Here is a 16653-nt window from a genome sequence, read left to right on the forward strand (position 1 = left end):
ATCAGCGCTAAGGGAGTGGTTGCAGAGCCAATATAGGCATCGCGCGATCGATTTGCCATATCGGTCACGACTGCGTGACGCCCTGCCCTTCTCGAATCTTACCCGTTCGCCTTGCTTGAGCCGGTATAAATTGCGGCGATCGCCTCGATTCCAGCCTGGTCATCGTGGTCGAAGCGGCCGGCGATCGGGCTGTCGAGATCGATCACACCGAAGACCTTTCCATCGCGGAACAGCGGCACGACCAGCTCCGAGCGCGAAGCGGCATCGCAGGCAATATGGCCGGGAAATGCATGCACATCCTCAACAAGGACGGACTGCGCCTTTTCGACCGCCGTCCCGCAAACGCCGCGGCCGACGGCGATGCGCACGCAAGCCGGCTTGCCCTGAAACGGCCCGAGCACAAGCTCGCCTTCCTGGCGCAGAAAATAGAAGCCGGCCCAGTTGAGATCCGGCAGCATCTGGAAGATCAGGGCGGATGTATTGGCTGCGTTGGCAATCGGGTCGTGCTCGCCGTCCAGCAAGGCCTTCAGCTGATCAGCAAGCTCGCGATAAAACTCGGGCTTGCTGTCGTGTCGGATGGCTTTTTCTACGAACATGGCTTGTTCTTTCACAGTTCTCGTCTTGAAGAAGCTATCAGTCCTTATCGTCAGGCGGGCAAGGCCAGCCGGATGGCGCCTTCAGCCAGGAGGGCAATATCGTCGTATTGTCGCCGCAGGCCAGATTGACCTGTGCCTGCTGCAGACCACTCGCCTTCGACAGATCGACACCCTCGATGCGCGTCAGATACATGAAGGCGGCGCCAAAAGAGGTCGGTCCGTCTATTACCGCGCCGTTCAAGGTTGCGCGCGAGAGATTGGCGAAGGAGAAATTCGCGCCCGTCAGCACGGCCTTGTCGAAATCGGCTCGACCAAGCTCCGCTTTCTGAAAATCGGCATCTTTCAGCTGCGCACCGGCAAATTCGGCCCGCTGCAATTCGGCATTGGCAAAGGAAACACCATTGGCGGAGGCATTGCTGAAATCCGAGCGATAGGCCTCGATCTTTGCGAAATTGGCGCCGTCTGCCCTGGCATTCTTCAGCCAGGCCCGCACCAAAGTCGCCTTTTCGAGATTGGCGGACGTCAGGTTGGCGTCGCTGAGATCGGTGCTGTCGAAATGAGCGCCGGCAAGATTGGCGCCGTGTAGGTCGCTGTTCTGCAGCATGATATTGGTTTTGCTGCAGCCGCTCCAATCAAGTCCGGGGCCGGCGACATTGCCGCAATCGGCCGCGCGCAGGGCGTTGGTGCTGGAACCCAGAAGAAATGCGGCGCTCAACGCCAGCACGCCGAAGCCGGTGGCAATCCCCACTCTCTTTCTGACGGCATTGTCGCGCAAAGCGCCGCAACACTGGCGTCCACTTACAAACGTCTCCCCGGCCAATCTGACTATCCCCTCAACTCGGTCCATTCCGTCACTCCGCTCTAGCAGGCGCCAACCGAACCCCTCCATGAGTCGGATGCACGTCCCTCTTCCTTGTATATGGTGCTTCGGGCGACAAAAAGGGCCGGTTTTGTAAAAGCATATTTCAGGCGTGATCTGGATTGCGATCGGAGGGATCGGGAGCAGGCTCTATCGCCGCTGCAACGATGGCGGCAAAGCCAGAAGTCTCTGACGTCGAGGCAACCTGCATATCAAGACGGAAGGCCGCGGCCGCGCGGCGGCAAGACCTTGCGCTCTACAGGCGACTGGCGTTTCTTTATAGGAGGTTTTTCGGGAAAAAGATCAGTGTTTTAAGCTGGTCGGAGTGGAGTGATTCGAACACTCGACCCCCACGTCCCGAACGTGGTGCGCTACCAGACTGCGCTACACTCCGTGACCAGCGGCGCTTCTATAGACCAGCCATTTTTGATGTACAAGCACCAATTTCAAAAAAGCGTTTGATTTTTGACGAAAAGATTACAGCCATATCTGCCTAGAAAACGGGCAGGAATTGTCGGCCGAAAACACCGGCGTGCAAAAGACGCAACAGGTAGCGTAAAATCCCGCTTGTACACGCGGATGGGAATTTTCTTTTGCCGGCTTTGGCGCTAAAGCCCTAAGCGGGACAGGTGGAAACGTCGTTGGACAGAGCGGCTTTTCCGCAACCGAATGCGTGACAGAAGCTCAAGGACGACACGATGAATATCCGCATGATCACCGCGGCTGGACTGCTGCTGGCTCTAGCCGGTTGCAGCACCACAACCACAACCACGACAGCGGCCCTGCCGCTGCTTGCCAAGAACCCGGTTCAGGATCGCTGGCAGGGCCAGTCCGCTGGCCGCTTCTTCGCAGCCTACGGCCCGCCGATCTCCGATCGCGACGAAAGCGGCAACCGCGTCTATACGTGGCGCGGCGGCTACAAGAACGTCACCATCGTCACCAAGGACGGCAAGAAGACCGGCAAGCGCTCCCTCAGCTGCAAGGCCGACATCGTCACCAACCAGAGCTACGAAATCCGCTCGGTCCGCATCCTCGGCGACCAGCCCGGCGTCAACGGCCCGTCCTACTGCGCCGAGCTTCTGGCTCCGCCGGAAAAGGCAGCAGCAGCCAGCTGAGGCGAAGCTTCATCACGGAACAATGCCAGCGGGCGGCCTGCAAGGGCCGCCTGTTGCGTTTTGGGGATCAGCCATTCGCTGCGGCGAGTGCCTCGCAGCTCTTCGAGCGCGGCATATCGGCAGCTGGGACAAAGGCCTTGTCGATGGCATAGAGCTTGGCAAACGGAGTTTCGGCCGCAAGTTTCACGCCTTGCGGAACCACGCCGCCGAAGCGATCCTCGACATCGGCATTGACGAGCAGGACAAAGTCGAAGCGCCGCCGCCAATCCTTGAGATAGGGTGCGATGTCGCTGAAAGCCCGGATTTCATCGGGACAATCCAGAAGGCTTATGGAGAACAGATTGCCCTCCGGTACGGCGATATCGCTCCATGGCGGCAACACGGTCAGCGGCTGCTTGCCCTTGGCGGTAAAGATCGTCGGCACGAAGGCATGCGCATAGGGAACGGCAAGCGTCGGCAGATGCCGGAAGACATCCTGGCTCCAGGCGAAATACCGATGATCCACCATGTCACGCGTGCCCCGCTGCCGCGTGACCGGCAGGATCGCCGCGCCCTCGGGCACCGCGGCCAGGACGGTCCGGATGTCGGCTACATCGGCCTCCCCATTCCACCAATTGACACCGATCCAGGCTGTTCTGCCCAACACGATCGTTGAAAGCACGAGCATGACGACCAACGCCTGACGGTGTGGCAGGCGAGGCAAAGGGCAGATCGTCACCATGGCGACGAGGGCGGCCATGATCGGAAAGCGCCAGCTGATCCAGCCGGTCCCTAGCATGTGGCGCGGCACGATGCAGGACAGAAGCAAGAGACCAACAGCGGCGACCGCCATACCAACATGCACCGTCATGCGACGGGTACGCATTGCATAGGTGCAGACGAGGATCAGCGGGATGAGGAACAGCATGTCGGCGAGCAGCGTATAGCTCCAGAGCGCCGACAGCAGGTTGGCGATGATCAGAGCAATGGAATTGTTCCAGGACGCAGCGAGGCCGCCACCGCCATCAGGCAGGACAGGCTGGTAGAGGAAAAGGCAAATCGCCGGCAAGGCGCAGGCCAGCATCGCAATCAGGAGCCTGCCGCAAAGGCGCAGGAAATTGCGCGGCGAGGTCAGGGCCGCCGTCGTCGACGAGAATTCGAGGCCGCAGACGAGCGCCATGTAGAAGCCAAGCGAAAACAGGTGCATGACCGTCAGCAGCAGCCCTGCCAAGAGACGCCAGCCGAAGAGCACGACCGGATTGCGCGATTGCAGGGCATGGTCGGCTGTCGCGAAGAACAGCGCCATACCGAGCCCGATCTGGAAATTGATGAAGCCGCCGATCAGCGTCGCGCACCAGGCGAAATACAATATGCCGATCTGCCAGTAGTAGCCGCCGCCATGCAGGCGCCGGTGCAGCGCGATCGCGCCGAGCGGCGGCAGCACGATCGCCAGGAAGAGAAGGCTGCGCGCAAGCAGCGACACGCCGATCAGCGGCCCGAGCCAATAGGCGGCGAGATCGATGCCGACATTCGTGAAAGTCTTGTTCCAATCGAGCGCATAGATCCGATGAAACGGTGGTGTGTCGATGCCGCCGGCGAGCAGCCACATGCGCGCATAGTGGTTGGGATAATCGAGGAGCGGCGGGAACTTGAAGGCGGCGACAAGGACGGCAACCAAGAGCAGGAAGGCCGCAATGACGATGCCCGGCTTTTGCCTGACGGCAACGGCATCCGTATCGATCGTCCGACCCGCCGACACGGCATCGGAAACCGCCGTCTGCTCGATCGACGATAAAGTCGCGGAATGCCGCGGCGTCACTGAATCGCCCTCACTTGCGCCGCACCATCAGCCCCTTCGCCGAGCCCGTGCAGGGCATCGTCGAGCACGCGGCGTTTGCCTGCCGCATCCATATCGGAAAAGCCGCCGGGGATATCGAGCGATCGGTCGCCCTGCAGGAGGCTTTCGATCATGAACATCGGCCGCCGCTTGTTCTCCTGCACGAGGCGGCCGACATACTCGCCGATGATGCCGATGCAGATCAGCTGAATGGCGCTGAAGGCGGTAATGGCCGCCATGATGCTCGACCAGCCGACGATCGTCTCGCCTTCAACCCAGCGGATGAGCGTGTAAAACAGCAGCAGGGCGGCGCAGCCCGCACTTGCGAGACCGAGCCAGGTGCTGATGCGCAGCGGCACGGTGGAAAAGCTGGTGATCGCGTCGATCGCGAAATTGATCATCTTGCGCAGCGGATATTTGGTCGTGCCGGCAAAGCGCGCATCGCGCTCATAGGGCAGCGCCACCTGTCGGCCGCCGATCCAGCTCACCATGCCGCGGATAAAGCGGTCCCGCTCCGGCATGGCCAGCAGAATATCGACGACGCGGCGGCGCATCAGCCGGAAATCACCGACATCGCGCGGGATCGCGACCGAGGCGAGCCGCGACAGGAGCCGATAGAAGAGCGAGGCGGAGGCAAGCTTGAACCAGCTCTCCCCCTGCCGGCGCACGCGCTGGCCATAGACGACGTCCGCGCCGCGATCCATGATCGGCATCATCATCAGCAGGAGCTCCGGCGGGTCCTGAAGATCGGCATCGATCAGCAGCACCCGCTCGCCGCGCGAGGCGGCAAGACCGGCGGTCGCGGCAAGCTGGTGGCCGTGATTGCGCATGAGGCGCACGCCGAGCACCTGCGGCGTCGTTGCGGCAAGCGAGGCGATGATCTCCCAGGTGCCGTCCGTCGATCCATCATCCACGAGGACGATCTCGAAGGCTTCGCCGGCAATGCCCCGCGCCGTCGCCTCCGCCCGCCGGCAAAATTCGCCAAGCCCCTCCTCCTCATTGTGGCAGGGAGCAACGATGGAAAGCAGCAGTTCCTGGGGTTTCTGGTTCATGATCGCCTGCATCGAAAAGATGGCGATCAGAGTGCCGGAAAAAGGTCAAACAAGCTTTAAGGGCGGATGAATGGCGCACCGCGCAATTTCGCGCATTGGTTTCATGACCAAGCGAAGCCGGCGCCATTGCCTGGCCTCGACCGGCCACACCGACAGCACTGCTGCTGGCTCTCGCAGATCCTTGAAGACGAGCCGCCATCGGTGCCAAGCCGAGTCCGTGTCCGCATCGCGAATCGCCTGCAAATCGCGGGGAATCGCCGATTCGGGCGAGACATATATGCTTTAGCATCTTCAAAAATGTTTCCACCCGACCCTTGACCCAGAAAGATTGTCGTTGAATATGTTTTTCGGGAGATGCTTGCAGTCTAAGGTTACGCGCTATCGAAATCGTTGCGGCGGCCCAAATGTATGATCTCCCGTCAGAAGGAGAGCCCCCTTGAAAAATAAAGCACTTATCTTATTGGTCGCCACCGTGGCTTCCGGCCTTGCAACCGTAATTTGTGGAACTTCCGTTGCCGTCGCTCAGGATGCGGCAACCAACATCGTGGTCGGCGCCGATACCACGTTCCCGCCCTTTGAAACCGAAAAGGACGGCGTCGTCACGGGCTTCGACATTGACATGATCAATGCGATCGCCAGGGCCGAGAACATGACGGTCACGCTGAAGACCCTGCCGTTCAACGGGCTCATCCCGAGCTTGCAGGCCGGCTCGATCGATGCCGCGGTCGCGGGCATCACGATCAAGACTAGCCGGTTGCAGAACGCCAATTTCAGCGATGCATATTACAAGTCCGGCCTGTCGGTTCTGGTGAAGGCGGACTCCAGCATCAAGAGCTTCGATGATCTGAAGGGTCATGTCGTCGCCACGAAGAAGGCAACGTCTTCGGTCGATTACCTGACGGGCCACGGCTTCTCATCCGATTACATCAAGCAGTTCCAGAGCATCGACGCCGCCTATCAGGCCCTTATGACCGGCGGTGCGGACGCGGTGATCTTCGACAACCCCGTCAACATCGACTTCAAGGCCAAGCACAGCGGCGTGCAGACCGTCGGCCCGCTGCTGACGGGCGAATATTACGGCATCGCCATCAGCAAGACGAAGCCCGATCTCGTCGCCAAGATCAATGACGGCCTCGCCAAGATCCGCAAGAGCGGTGAGTATCATCAGCTGTTCGTGAAGTATTTTGGCGGCGATACGAGCGGCGAGGTCAACGACGTGGTCGACCCGGCAAAGGTCGCGCTTTCGGAATAATATCGGCCGGCGATATTTCAGGCTTCCCGGAAGTCATGTGATTGATCCGTAAGCTGCGTAGCGCTTGATCGCGCTGCGCAGCCCGCATCGATCCTCCGGTACATAATAAATAAAACAAACAAATAAGGCACGGTTCATGGACGCCATCTGGCAAAATTTACCTGTGATCCTCAACGGTCTGCTCCTGACGATCGAGTATTCGGTCGTCGCTATCATCCTGATGGTGATCATCGGGCTGGTTGCGGCGCTCATGCGTCTTTCGAAGGTTGCGCCGCTGCGATGGATCGCCACCGCCTATGTCGAGATTTTCCGATCGACGCCCTTGCTGGTCCAGCTCTTCTTCATCGTGCTCGGCCTGCCGGCAATTCTGCCTGTCAATGCCTGGTTCGGGCAGCTCACCTACCCTATCCTCGCAGCCGCCCTCACCCTCAGCCTGAACGAGGGCGCCTATGTCACCGAGATCGTCCGCGCCGGCATCCTCGGCGTCGACCGGGGGCAGAAGGAGGCAGCGGCAAGCATCGCGATGACCGGCTTCCAGACGATGCGCTACATCGTTCTGCCGCAGGCCTTCAAGCGCATGATCCCGCCATTGGTCAACCAGGCGGCCCAGACAATCAAGGATACCTCACTGCTGGCGCCGGTCGGCATTGCCGAGCTGGTCTACAAGGGCGAGATCGTGATTGCCGAAACCTTCGCATCCTTCACGATCTGGGGTTTCGTCGCGGTACTTTACTTCATCATGATCTTCTCCCTGTCGAAGTGCTCGTCCTATATCGAGAGGAGGCTTCAAGTTGATAAGCGTTAAAGAGCTTCACAAGTCCTTCGGGCATCATGAAATCCTCAAAGGCATCACCACGCATGTGGAGAACAACGAAGTCGTCGTCGTCATCGGACCGTCGGGAAGCGGCAAGAGCACTTTCCTGCGCTGCCTGAACGGGCTGGAGACGCCAACCAGCGGCGACATCGAAGTCGCAGGGATGATGCTGACCGACCCCAAGACCAACATCCACAAGCTGCGTCAGCATGTCGGGATGGTGTTCCAGCAGTTCAATCTCTTCAAGCACCTGACGATCCTGGAAAACATCACGATCGGGCCACGCAAGGTCAAGAAGGTTGCGCCTGAGGAGGCCGAACGCGTGGCGCATGACCTGCTGGCAAAAGTCGGCCTGCGCGGCAAGGAAGCGAACTATCCCGACGAGCTTTCCGGCGGTCAGCAGCAGCGTGTCGCCATCGCGCGCGCGCTGGCGATGGGGCCCGACGTCATGCTCTTCGACGAGCCGACTTCGGCGCTCGACCCCGAGATGGTGGGCGAAGTGCTGCAGGTCATGAACGATCTGGCGCGGGAAGGCATGACGATGGTCGTCGTCACCCACGAAATGGGCTTTGCCCGCGAAGTGGGCCACCGCGTGATCTTCATGGATCACGGCCAGATCCTCGAAGAAGGTCCTCCGAAGGAGCTCTTCTCAAATCCGCAGATGGATCGAACCAAGAATTTTCTGGCGAAGATCCTTTGACCAGGAGGCCCGCTTCGGCGGGCCTTTTCGTTTTGGTGATGGGATGGCGAGTTCAGTGCGAGTGCGCCGGTCCCATTGTCGACGGGATATTGGCCATCTGGTGCCGTGTTAACAAGACATTACTTGGGGCGGCGGCGACCGCCAGCGGACGTGTGAAGCGGTGGTGCAACCTTTAATTCCGTGCGCCGGCTTTATCAAAAGCTCTGTCGTACCGGCCGATGATTTCCTCGACCCACGGCGCCATTCGTGAAGCGGTCTCGCGCCATTCTCGGACTTGCTGAAGCACCCTGTTCCAATTGATGAAACTATCCGCGATCATGATCTTGGTTTCGTAGTCCTCGGCCATTCTCAAAACCTTGAGCGCAGCCTCTTTCTGCTCATCAAGCACCTTGACCATGCTTTCGCACATTTGCGGATCATCTCCGCAAACCTCAGCGCAACGTTGTGTCAATCTGGGTATCGCCGCCTCAATCATATCCAACGCCCGCTTTGTCTCTGTCGCAACCTCGGCATTTAAGCGGGCGACTTCGGCACGCTGGTCGCTCGTATCAGCCGTCCGATTACCACCTGCTCCGATCAAGGCCAGCAGCGACGATATAAACCCCATGCATTTGCTCCGACTCTCCCAGAGGTTATAGGAGCATACAAATAATATTATAGGTTGCAAATACTAACAAGTACATTTGTCCTCAATCGGGACCGACTTTCCCCTAAGGGTGACGCTAAGCGATATATTATTCAGCAAACATGGCTGGGGCGCCAGGAGCCCCAGCTAGGTTTTTCCGCTTTCTCAAGCCATTGAGAAGCCTTGCGAAACCTGCTTACCTAATATGACAATGCTACAGACAATTGTGGCAACAGCGCAAGACATTTTTATGCCGCAGATAGACATCGGTATACGGATTATAGTCCATATCCGAAACGACGATTGTCTAAGTCGTTCTCGAACTTCTCCTCGGCCTGCTGCTGATCACGGACCCGAGTACGGGCTTGGGCGAGAATGAAATCGAGACCGCAGAATGCCATAAGCGGATGCTGCCGGATGATCTTGTTTGCTGCCGCCACTTGCTCAAGGACTGGACCAGCAGCTTCCTTTCTTTTGGTTATTTCCTGAACAAGAGCGGTATGCTGCTCTTTGTCGCGAAACTCCTGGCGAACGAGCTTCGATTTTGCCACCAGCAGATCGGAGCTGCACTTCTTTAATTCATCGGATGCTTGCTGAAACGCTGACGCTACGTGCCGTTGTTGGCGTTCCAGTATAAACGCAATTCCCAGTAAGTAGTGCCACCACCTGGGTCGTTTGGCCTTGCCAAGCCGTCGCTCCGCATCGAAGTGCGTGTCCCATTTTTTGGCAACGCTTTTCTCTTTGTCTGCGACGTCGATCCGCAGTCGGGCGGTCTTTTCAGAACATGCGAAGACAGGAACTTTCCGATTAAAATCAAATCTCGCCTGCTCCTCGATCTCCCAAAGGGATGCTGCAATGCGCTCTTCTGCGGACATCGCGGCCATGTTGGCCTTGCCGAGAAGCAAAGAAAGCCGAGCCGTGTCCTTATTTAGGCCTGCAAACCAGCCTACGGGACTATGGGCGATGGCTTGAGGTGATCCAATCTCTGATTCAGGCGCTCTATCTGGCTCGACACGTTTTCCAGCGCTTCCAGGATTTTGGCCTGTATCTGAATGAGAACCTCGGGGCCGGGTATTTGCTGGTCGCTTGGCGGCTGCAGCAGGCGGCGAATGGCTCGCGCTTCGGCCAGAATTGCTTGTTCGATTGTCACTTTTGTCGTTGGCTGGCTCATCGCTCACTCCCCCCATTATTCTGTCGATTTTTGCCTTCTTGACACCCGATAAGCGGGCCAGAGAGCCAATGAACTCTCCGTCCAAACCAGTCACGATCCATGTGTCACGCTTTTCTCCAGCCGCAACCAGCAGTGACGAGGCGGCCAATGAGACTTCCAGGTCGGCCCTTTTGGTCGCAGTCGCCATGGCCTGCTTCACAGCCTGTCTAACAGCCGGAAGATCAGTCCCCACTCGTTTCTTGGCCTGATGCTGGGCATGAGTAAAGGCTTCCCTTGACGGAGGCTCCGCTTCACCAAGTTGACCTTTGATACTCGTGGCGACATCTTCAGCGCCACGCTTACGCAATCCAACGATTACGGATTTCGTGTGCATCCCCTGAACGAACCGGTGCCCAAATTTGTATTCCGACCACCGGGCGACAAGCTCGTGGATAATGCGATCAAATGAGCACCGGAGCGCTTTGCGGGTCACGGGATCAACCTCGCCGACCAGCACATGCCAATGAATATTGTGAGCATCTGCCGCAGCACGCGGCTTCGCGTGCTCAACGATAACCGCGCGTGTAGCATCAAAATCGAACTCTTCCGCGAGCATCGTCACGACCTCGCGCATCTGGTGCCTGGTGGTCGCTTCATGGGGGCTGACGATCCAATGACGTATTGAATACGTTGACCGTTTAGCCAATGCGTCGGAATGCATGTCGGTGATATCGGCGGTGGTGCCGGTAAGAAACGTAACTGCGTCATTATCGACGCCGTTCTTGAGATGGCTGATCAGCCTGTTTACGCTCGACCTCGTCCTAAATCTGATGGCTTTGATAATCACGGCGCAGATCATGCCAGCACCCTGAGGGCATCCTGACGGACCTGGGCGGCAATTTCCTTAATTTTTTGAACGTCGATTGGCTTTTCGGCAAAGGCTTCGAGCATCAGATTCGTAGAACGACGCAGCGTCGCGATATCTTTGCGGCGTTTATCGCCAGCTATGTTCCCACGCATGGTTTCATCGAGAGCAGAGCGGACGATTTCCGAAGCCGATTTGCTCGACTGACCAGCGAACTCCATGAGCCGGGATTTGTCGATATCGGAGATTCGGATTTTTACAAATGCGTCTTTCATGAAACACAGCCTCATCCTTCGGGGGTCCACGGGGGCAAAGCCCCCTGGCCTGCTGCCTTCGTGTTCACGAAGGCATGGCTGGCAACCGAAGGTCACTCGGAATTAAGTGACCACATGATGAAGTGTTCAGGAGATTTCCGTCGGCCGCAATGGACGAAATAATTTTGGGTATTACTAGGCGTCGGTTCCCGTCAGGTCCGATGTCCCGTTGCGCGTGTCTCTCTTCCACAAAAGTTTGTTTATGCCGCGCCCATCTCTCCAGCAAACGCCCTCTGATCGTCGCCAGGCTGCATGGTGGTTGCTCCCCCCTGGCCAGGAATTTCGTTCGGCAATCATAACCGTCAAAAATGTGCAGTCTTCTCCGATAGTTCTCGACAGATGATCTTCCGACAACAGGGCTACGACACTGCCATCTTCACCAAAAAACTGTCTAAATGCTATTTTGTCCTCTGCATCCTTCCAGGCACCAAGTTCCGCGAAATCCGGCTGGAGGCCTAGCTCGCGGGCAAGCCACGGCGCGGGAATATACGCTGAATAGCCGCTTGGCAGGGAGGCGTCCAAATGACTCTCCCAATGATACCGTGCTCCGAGTTGGGCATAAGGAATGCCTGTCGGCACTCGCCAGTTATCATACCGCCATCCATCTTGCGGCCACGTTGAACGCCACGGAGCTTCGTACAAAAACGCGCTGTCGGTCATCTCGGGGATGGACCAATGCTGGATATCGATCTGCTGCTTCTTTTCGAAGGCCTTGGCTACGGTTCTTGCATCGGTAAGCTTGACTTTGACTGCAGAGAGGAAGCGGAATTCCTGCAGTCTTAAACCGTGCTCACCCCGCCGGTCCTGAGAATATTTTTCGCTCTGCGATTGGTGCTCATAGACCACTAGCCAACGCTTGCCCGTCTCGTCTACGCGAAATGGCATCCGTCCCAGCTCTGAGGCTGGGTCTTGCTCAAACGGCCATTTAGTGAGGGTCTGCTCCTCGACGGAAGGCAATTTGATAACCGGCTCGAAAAACCACTGACTGCCCGCTTCGTCCGAGTTTAAACGTTTTTCTCTATCCTCGGTGATCGTCGCATCTATGTCACGCCTGAAGCCGATATCTGTGGCACGTCGATATGCGAAGGGTGGATCGTCGAACCCCGTATCCAACCAGTAGTTATCTGCTAATCTGCACAACAGCTCGTCAAGAGCCAACCACTGATATTTCTTGCCAATCCGCTCTATCATCGGTCGGTCGCGAGAATAGTCTCCTCTACCGGAGCTATCATGCGGAAAACGTGCCTTCGTCCATCCGAAGTCATACGCCCGTTTTGCCACCCACCTGCGAAGTGATCCCTGATTGAACTTTTCCGGTGGCTTCGTTTCCTTTTTTGCGGGATACAAACCGGGTACAGCTTCATTCTCGTAACGTTTAATTTCCTCCGCCGACAAAAGTCCCAGGAAATTGAGTCTAGCGGCATCCAAATCGTTCTCCCAACGCTTGACCTCCGCTTTGCTTGGTTTCGATACCCTACGTCCCCATTCTATTGAATAGAGCCCATACCAATATGGATTGGCCGTTTTTTCGAGCTTTTCGAATGCAACCATGCGTTCGGAATTCGACGTCACGATTTCCTTTTCAAAAATTTTTAGTTTGTGCTTCGCAGTAAGCGGGCGTTCCTTATGCAAAGGAACAGTCAGAAAGTCGTGTGTCCGCGAGCCGATTTCGTATTGCGCGAAATCGGCCATCGATGACGTTGAAGAAGATGCGATACTGTCGTCTCCTGCGTTTTGGGCGACAATATTTAACTGCTCCTCACTGACAGAAAGGCGCGGTTTTGGAGATTTATACGGGGGCTTACAGACCTGAATATCGACGGCAACTGGCAAGGACGAATGGTATTCCGCCAATTCAACTATGCCTTGTGCATAATCTCGTAACAACATTCCATAAGGTGGTGATCGATTTTCGAAAAGGTGGCTGTAAACCGCCTGCGAATACAGGTTCAATTTTCCCGCTTCTGGTTTACGGCAACATGCGCCGTACCCAGCAGCAAGGAGTCTTTCCAGGACATAAGGGTCGTCCACTTTGGCAAACCTTGCCAGCAGTTCAACGAATATGCCCTCCTCAACGAGTAACAGGTTTGACAGAGCTTTAGTTGCCTTGTCGCGAACTCGTCTATTGGTAGTCGAAAAAAACCAGCATAGAGAAAGCGCTGCCAAAAACCGGTTTTGGGGATTTGTGTTTGGTGCCTGCCCAGTGAGGCACCACTCAATCAATACCCCCACATTCGAATCAGGATCAGAATCCTGAGCATTTACCCAATTGGTCCAGCTGGCATCACGATGCGGAAGCTTTCGTTTTTCTAAGTTTCGATGCAACAGCTCGGCATTCCAAGGATGATCGGCTGAGACGGCGATCTGTATCAGAATGTCCAACGAATCAGAACCGCCGAGCTTATTCAGCAATTCTAGGCTTCGGTCGGAGAACGCAGAACGTTCCCGCCATTTAACGCTTTCCTTGAACCCCTCACGAATTCCCCAGTCTTTCCACCATTGGTTAGCGGCTCCTGGCATGCAGTCCACCAACTCTTTGCCAAACTTCTCTGGCAACACTGTTGAGAGCGCATCAAGAAGGCCACGCCATTGCCAGGCAACATGCGACTTGGCATCGATGCAAAAGTTTAGAGCTTGGTTTTCATCGAAGATTCCAGCTGGATCACTGATGTCTTCAACCGCCTTTTCGGCCATCAAGAAATCTTGAAAACGCTGAAAGCTAAACCGCACAACATCGGGGTCCGCAAATACCTCATCTGAAGCGTCCGGATTTGGGTCTTTGCGAAGAAGCCCGTTTCTCAGAATGATCGACAGCCATTCGTTTTCCGAGCGCGGCGTTATGTCACCGAAATGAATGGCTATCGCCTCACGACATTTGTCGAGAGCTAGGAAGTCAGTTCGATCCGCTAACATACGAGCTGCGATCTCTTGAGCTGTACGGCCAAGCTTGGAAACAAGCGATACAGCAGAATCTTCGTTTGCCTGGATATTACGTCCCATACTTTCGAGGTAGTATTTCAGTATTTTCTTCGTTCCTGTAAGGCCGGAAGGAAATTCTGATTTTCCGTCTCTCTCCAACGAAACGCAGACGGAACGTAAAAATAGCGGATTGATGAATTCAGGTGCCAACCAAGGCGTGCTGGGGCGAGCTATGCCGCGTTTATCAAGATAGACCCGCGCTGCTGCCAATTGTTCTTCAGAAGTCTCGAACCCTCGAATATCAAATATTCGATACTTTGATGCGGTGCTATCGGGTACAGCGGCATCGAAATACTCGGTTCGGCAAGATACGACACAGCAGACGCCAGCATAGCTTTGGAGCATCTGGATAAAAGGAGCGATATGATTTTTCCAGTATCTGCTGCCGACGCCTTCGTTAATGGCATCAATCGAAATTAGGCATCTCACACCGGATGCGGTTCCTGCAGCATCGAGAGCACCAAGTATCTGATCCGGCGTCCTACCAGGCAAGCCAAGCTGGCCTGCAATCTGTGTCCAAAGTTCTGTATCGTTAAACCTCTGCCCAAGGAATAGCAGGGCTGGTTGCCCCGCCTTGAGCGCATCGGCGCTACACTGTGCAAAAAGATGGCTCTTTCCCGCCCCAGCCGCACCTCGCACGATGGCAAGTCGCTGATTTTCGGCAATCATATAAGGTGAACGGATGGTATCGTCAAAATCCGATATTAAGGATGAAAGCTTCGCGAGTTCGTCAATGCAACGCCGCAGAGTAGTTTCGTCCCGAGAATTGTCTTTCAGATTCCGAGATTGCGACCAGCACCAGGAGTTTAGTGCCGACGTTGCATTCTCTAAGGCGGTTAACTTATTGATCCAGTTGTCAACATCCCAGCGCTGCGCGGGGCTAAGATCGAAATCTTCGGATATTGCATTGAGGTCTGCATGCGTCTTCTTAAGGTTTTCAAGGATGATTACGTCCGGTTGAGCCGACAGCGAAGCTATTTCTCCGCCAGGTAATGTGAATTGGCATACCGCGTTCAACGTCGTTGAAAGTTTATTCCTGGATGCAGCGCTTCTGGTTATTGTTGAAAACAATGTCTGCAGGCGAATGTTAACGTGATCTTCCGGATGATATCTTTCATCAAGAGCTGCAACCGCCTGATCAAGTTGGTTCTGAAACCATTCCTGAGAAAGCTCGACGCCCCCAAAAAAGAATTCTCTAAGTCCCTCCGCACCTTTCGCAATCAGCCTCGAGTTGATTTCACTTTTAGGCCATGCAACAAAATCAATATGGGAGAGGCCGTTTGCAAGCGCTGCCTGCTCCCAGTCCTTCTTATGCTTTTCCCAGTGCTCCCACCCCGACTTGCTATCCTTTCTCGCCTTGCCTCGCTTGTCTGTGAGGTCGCATGGCAAGCCAACCACATATCTTTCAAGCTCTGGATGAGTGGCGATTGCCTGAAGTACAGATTTATCGATCTGCGCCCAGTCGATATCGCCAGCACGAAGGAAAAACTTGGCCTGGTAACCGACTTTCTTGCCGGTGGGCAGCGTCCAATAAGCCTCGACACCACCGTCCCCGCCAGCGCCCTCGACTCGTCGGTAACGAGAGCCGTTTGGAAATTTCTCACGTTGCGCCAGTTGGCAAAGCAGTTCTTCGAATGAAGCTCGTTGGCCGCCGTCGAAGGCATTGATTTTTGAAAATTCCAGCATTGGCCCGCTAAGGTAGTTTTGATGACGAAACAGCAACTAAGCATAATTCACGGCCGGACGACGGTGTCTACGGCTGCGTGTCTCAATGAACATGTTCAGCACATATTTGGAGCATTGAAAAAGTGACGCTTTAAGTGACGCGATTGCCGCCGACAGGATCACGATTCATCATGGTCACATAAACGACCGTTTAGGTGACAAGGACTTCAGCATGGGTGAACTATTGGGATATATGAGGGTTTCGAAAGCGGACGGCAGCCAGACGCTAGACCTTCAAAGAGATGCATTGATTGAGGCCGGAGTGAGCCCGGCTATGATTTATCAGGACTTGGCATCCGGGAAGAAAGATGATCGTATCGGTCTGGAAAGCTGCCTGAAAGCCATTCGTCCTGGTGATACGCTCATTGTCTGGAAGCTCGACAGGCTGGGCCGTGATCTACGTCACCTTGTTACGACAGTCGATGACCTCTCTAAACGGTCGATAGGTTTTCGTGTTTTATCCGGGCAGACCCCTGTCGACACGACCTCTGCCCAGGGCAAGTTGATGTTCGGGATTTTTGCCAGCCTCGCCGAATTTGAACGTGAGCTGATTCGAGAGCGAACCATGGCCGGACTGGCTTCCGCTCGTGCTCGTGGGCGTGTTGGCGGAAGAAAGGCGACGATGACAGCAGCCAAGATTCGCCTAGCACAAGCAGCAATGGGTCAACCTGACACGATTGTTGCCGATCTCTGCAAAGAGCTAAAAATCTCCCGCCAAACCCTGTATCGCCATGTGTCTCCCGGTGGGGAACTGCGGCCAGACGGCATCAAGGTTCTGGGAGTTTCCTAAT

General features: G+C 55.9%; 13 protein-coding genes and 1 tRNA gene. 5 read left to right on the forward strand and 9 right to left on the reverse strand.

Going from position 1 to position 16653, the window contains the following annotated elements:
* Positions 1–98: 98 nt before the first annotated feature.
* The 3 genes from BJ928_RS02790 to BJ928_RS02800 form a co-directional block, all read right to left on the reverse strand.
* Positions 99–596, reverse strand: coding sequence for a GAF domain-containing protein (locus BJ928_RS02790; RefSeq protein WP_047627624.1), 498 nt, complete (start codon positions 594–596; stop codon positions 99–101).
* Positions 597–633: 37 nt separating this feature from the next.
* Positions 634–1320, reverse strand: coding sequence for a pentapeptide repeat-containing protein (locus BJ928_RS02795; RefSeq protein ID WP_245432239.1), 687 nt, complete (start codon positions 1318–1320; stop codon positions 634–636).
* A 452-nt stretch (positions 1321–1772) separates the two neighbouring features.
* Positions 1773–1849: transfer RNA gene (locus BJ928_RS02800), tRNA-Pro, on the reverse strand.
* A gap of 304 nt (positions 1850–2153) precedes the next feature.
* Between BJ928_RS02800 and BJ928_RS02805 the strand changes: the two genes are divergently transcribed.
* Positions 2154–2570, forward strand: a complete 417-nt coding sequence (locus BJ928_RS02805) for a hypothetical protein (protein WP_047627628.1) — start codon at positions 2154–2156, stop codon at positions 2568–2570.
* A gap of 67 nt (positions 2571–2637) precedes the next feature.
* On the opposite strand, the gene BJ928_RS02810 is transcribed toward BJ928_RS02805, so the two are convergent.
* The gene (locus tag BJ928_RS02810) at positions 2638–4308 is read right to left on the reverse strand and encodes a hypothetical protein (protein WP_052227488.1); all 1671 of its coding nucleotides are present in this window, start codon (positions 4306–4308) and stop codon (positions 2638–2640) included.
* 56 nt (positions 4309–4364) lie between these two features.
* Complete coding sequence (locus BJ928_RS02815) at positions 4365–5438, reverse strand: glycosyltransferase family 2 protein (RefSeq protein ID WP_052227489.1); 1074 nt, start codon at positions 5436–5438, stop codon at positions 4365–4367.
* A gap of 436 nt (positions 5439–5874) precedes the next feature.
* Here BJ928_RS02815 and BJ928_RS02825 point away from each other — a divergent pair, with 436 nt between their 5' ends.
* The 3 genes from BJ928_RS02825 to BJ928_RS02835 all read left to right on the forward strand — a co-directional run bounded on the left by BJ928_RS02825 (position 5875) and on the right by BJ928_RS02835 (position 8204).
* Entirely contained in the window at positions 5875–6690 is an 816-nt protein-coding gene (locus tag BJ928_RS02825; protein WP_063769428.1) for a transporter substrate-binding domain-containing protein, read from the forward strand.
* 136 nt (positions 6691–6826) lie between these two features.
* Positions 6827–7495: an amino acid ABC transporter permease gene (locus BJ928_RS02830; protein ID WP_047627631.1), complete on the forward strand. Its 669-nt coding sequence runs from the start codon at positions 6827–6829 to the stop codon at positions 7493–7495.
* Positions 7482–8204 carry an amino acid ABC transporter ATP-binding protein gene (locus BJ928_RS02835; protein WP_047627633.1) on the forward strand — a complete coding sequence of 241 codons (723 nt, stop codon included), beginning with the start codon at positions 7482–7484 and terminating at the stop codon, positions 8202–8204. The genes BJ928_RS02830 and BJ928_RS02835 overlap by 14 nt, the downstream gene beginning before the upstream one ends.
* 172 nt (positions 8205–8376) lie before the next feature.
* Here BJ928_RS02835 and BJ928_RS02840 read toward each other — a convergent pair whose 3' ends face one another.
* The 4 genes from BJ928_RS02840 to BJ928_RS02855 form a co-directional block, all read right to left on the reverse strand.
* Positions 8377–8811, reverse strand: coding sequence for a hypothetical protein (locus tag BJ928_RS02840; protein WP_047627634.1), 435 nt, complete (start codon positions 8809–8811; stop codon positions 8377–8379).
* A 296-nt stretch (positions 8812–9107) separates the two neighbouring features.
* Positions 9108–10838, reverse strand: a complete 1731-nt coding sequence (locus BJ928_RS02845; RefSeq protein ID WP_047627635.1) for a relaxase/mobilization nuclease domain-containing protein — start codon at positions 10836–10838, stop codon at positions 9108–9110.
* The gene (locus BJ928_RS02850; RefSeq protein WP_047627636.1) at positions 10835–11119 is read right to left on the reverse strand and encodes a hypothetical protein; all 285 of its coding nucleotides are present in this window, start codon (positions 11117–11119) and stop codon (positions 10835–10837) included. The genes BJ928_RS02845 and BJ928_RS02850 overlap by 4 nt, the downstream gene beginning before the upstream one ends.
* A 174-nt stretch (positions 11120–11293) precedes the next feature.
* Positions 11294–15823, reverse strand: coding sequence for a hypothetical protein (locus tag BJ928_RS02855; RefSeq protein ID WP_052227468.1), 4530 nt, complete (start codon positions 15821–15823; stop codon positions 11294–11296).
* 211 nt (positions 15824–16034) lie between these two features.
* Between BJ928_RS02855 and BJ928_RS02860 the strand changes: the two genes are divergently transcribed.
* Complete coding sequence (locus tag BJ928_RS02860) at positions 16035–16652, forward strand: recombinase family protein (RefSeq protein ID WP_047627638.1); 618 nt, start codon at positions 16035–16037, stop codon at positions 16650–16652.
* Position 16653 lies beyond the last annotated feature (1 nt).

The sequence above is a fragment of the Rhizobium sp. WW_1 genome (assembly GCF_003610155.1).
Classification (GTDB): domain Bacteria; phylum Pseudomonadota; class Alphaproteobacteria; order Rhizobiales; family Rhizobiaceae; genus Rhizobium; species Rhizobium tropici_A.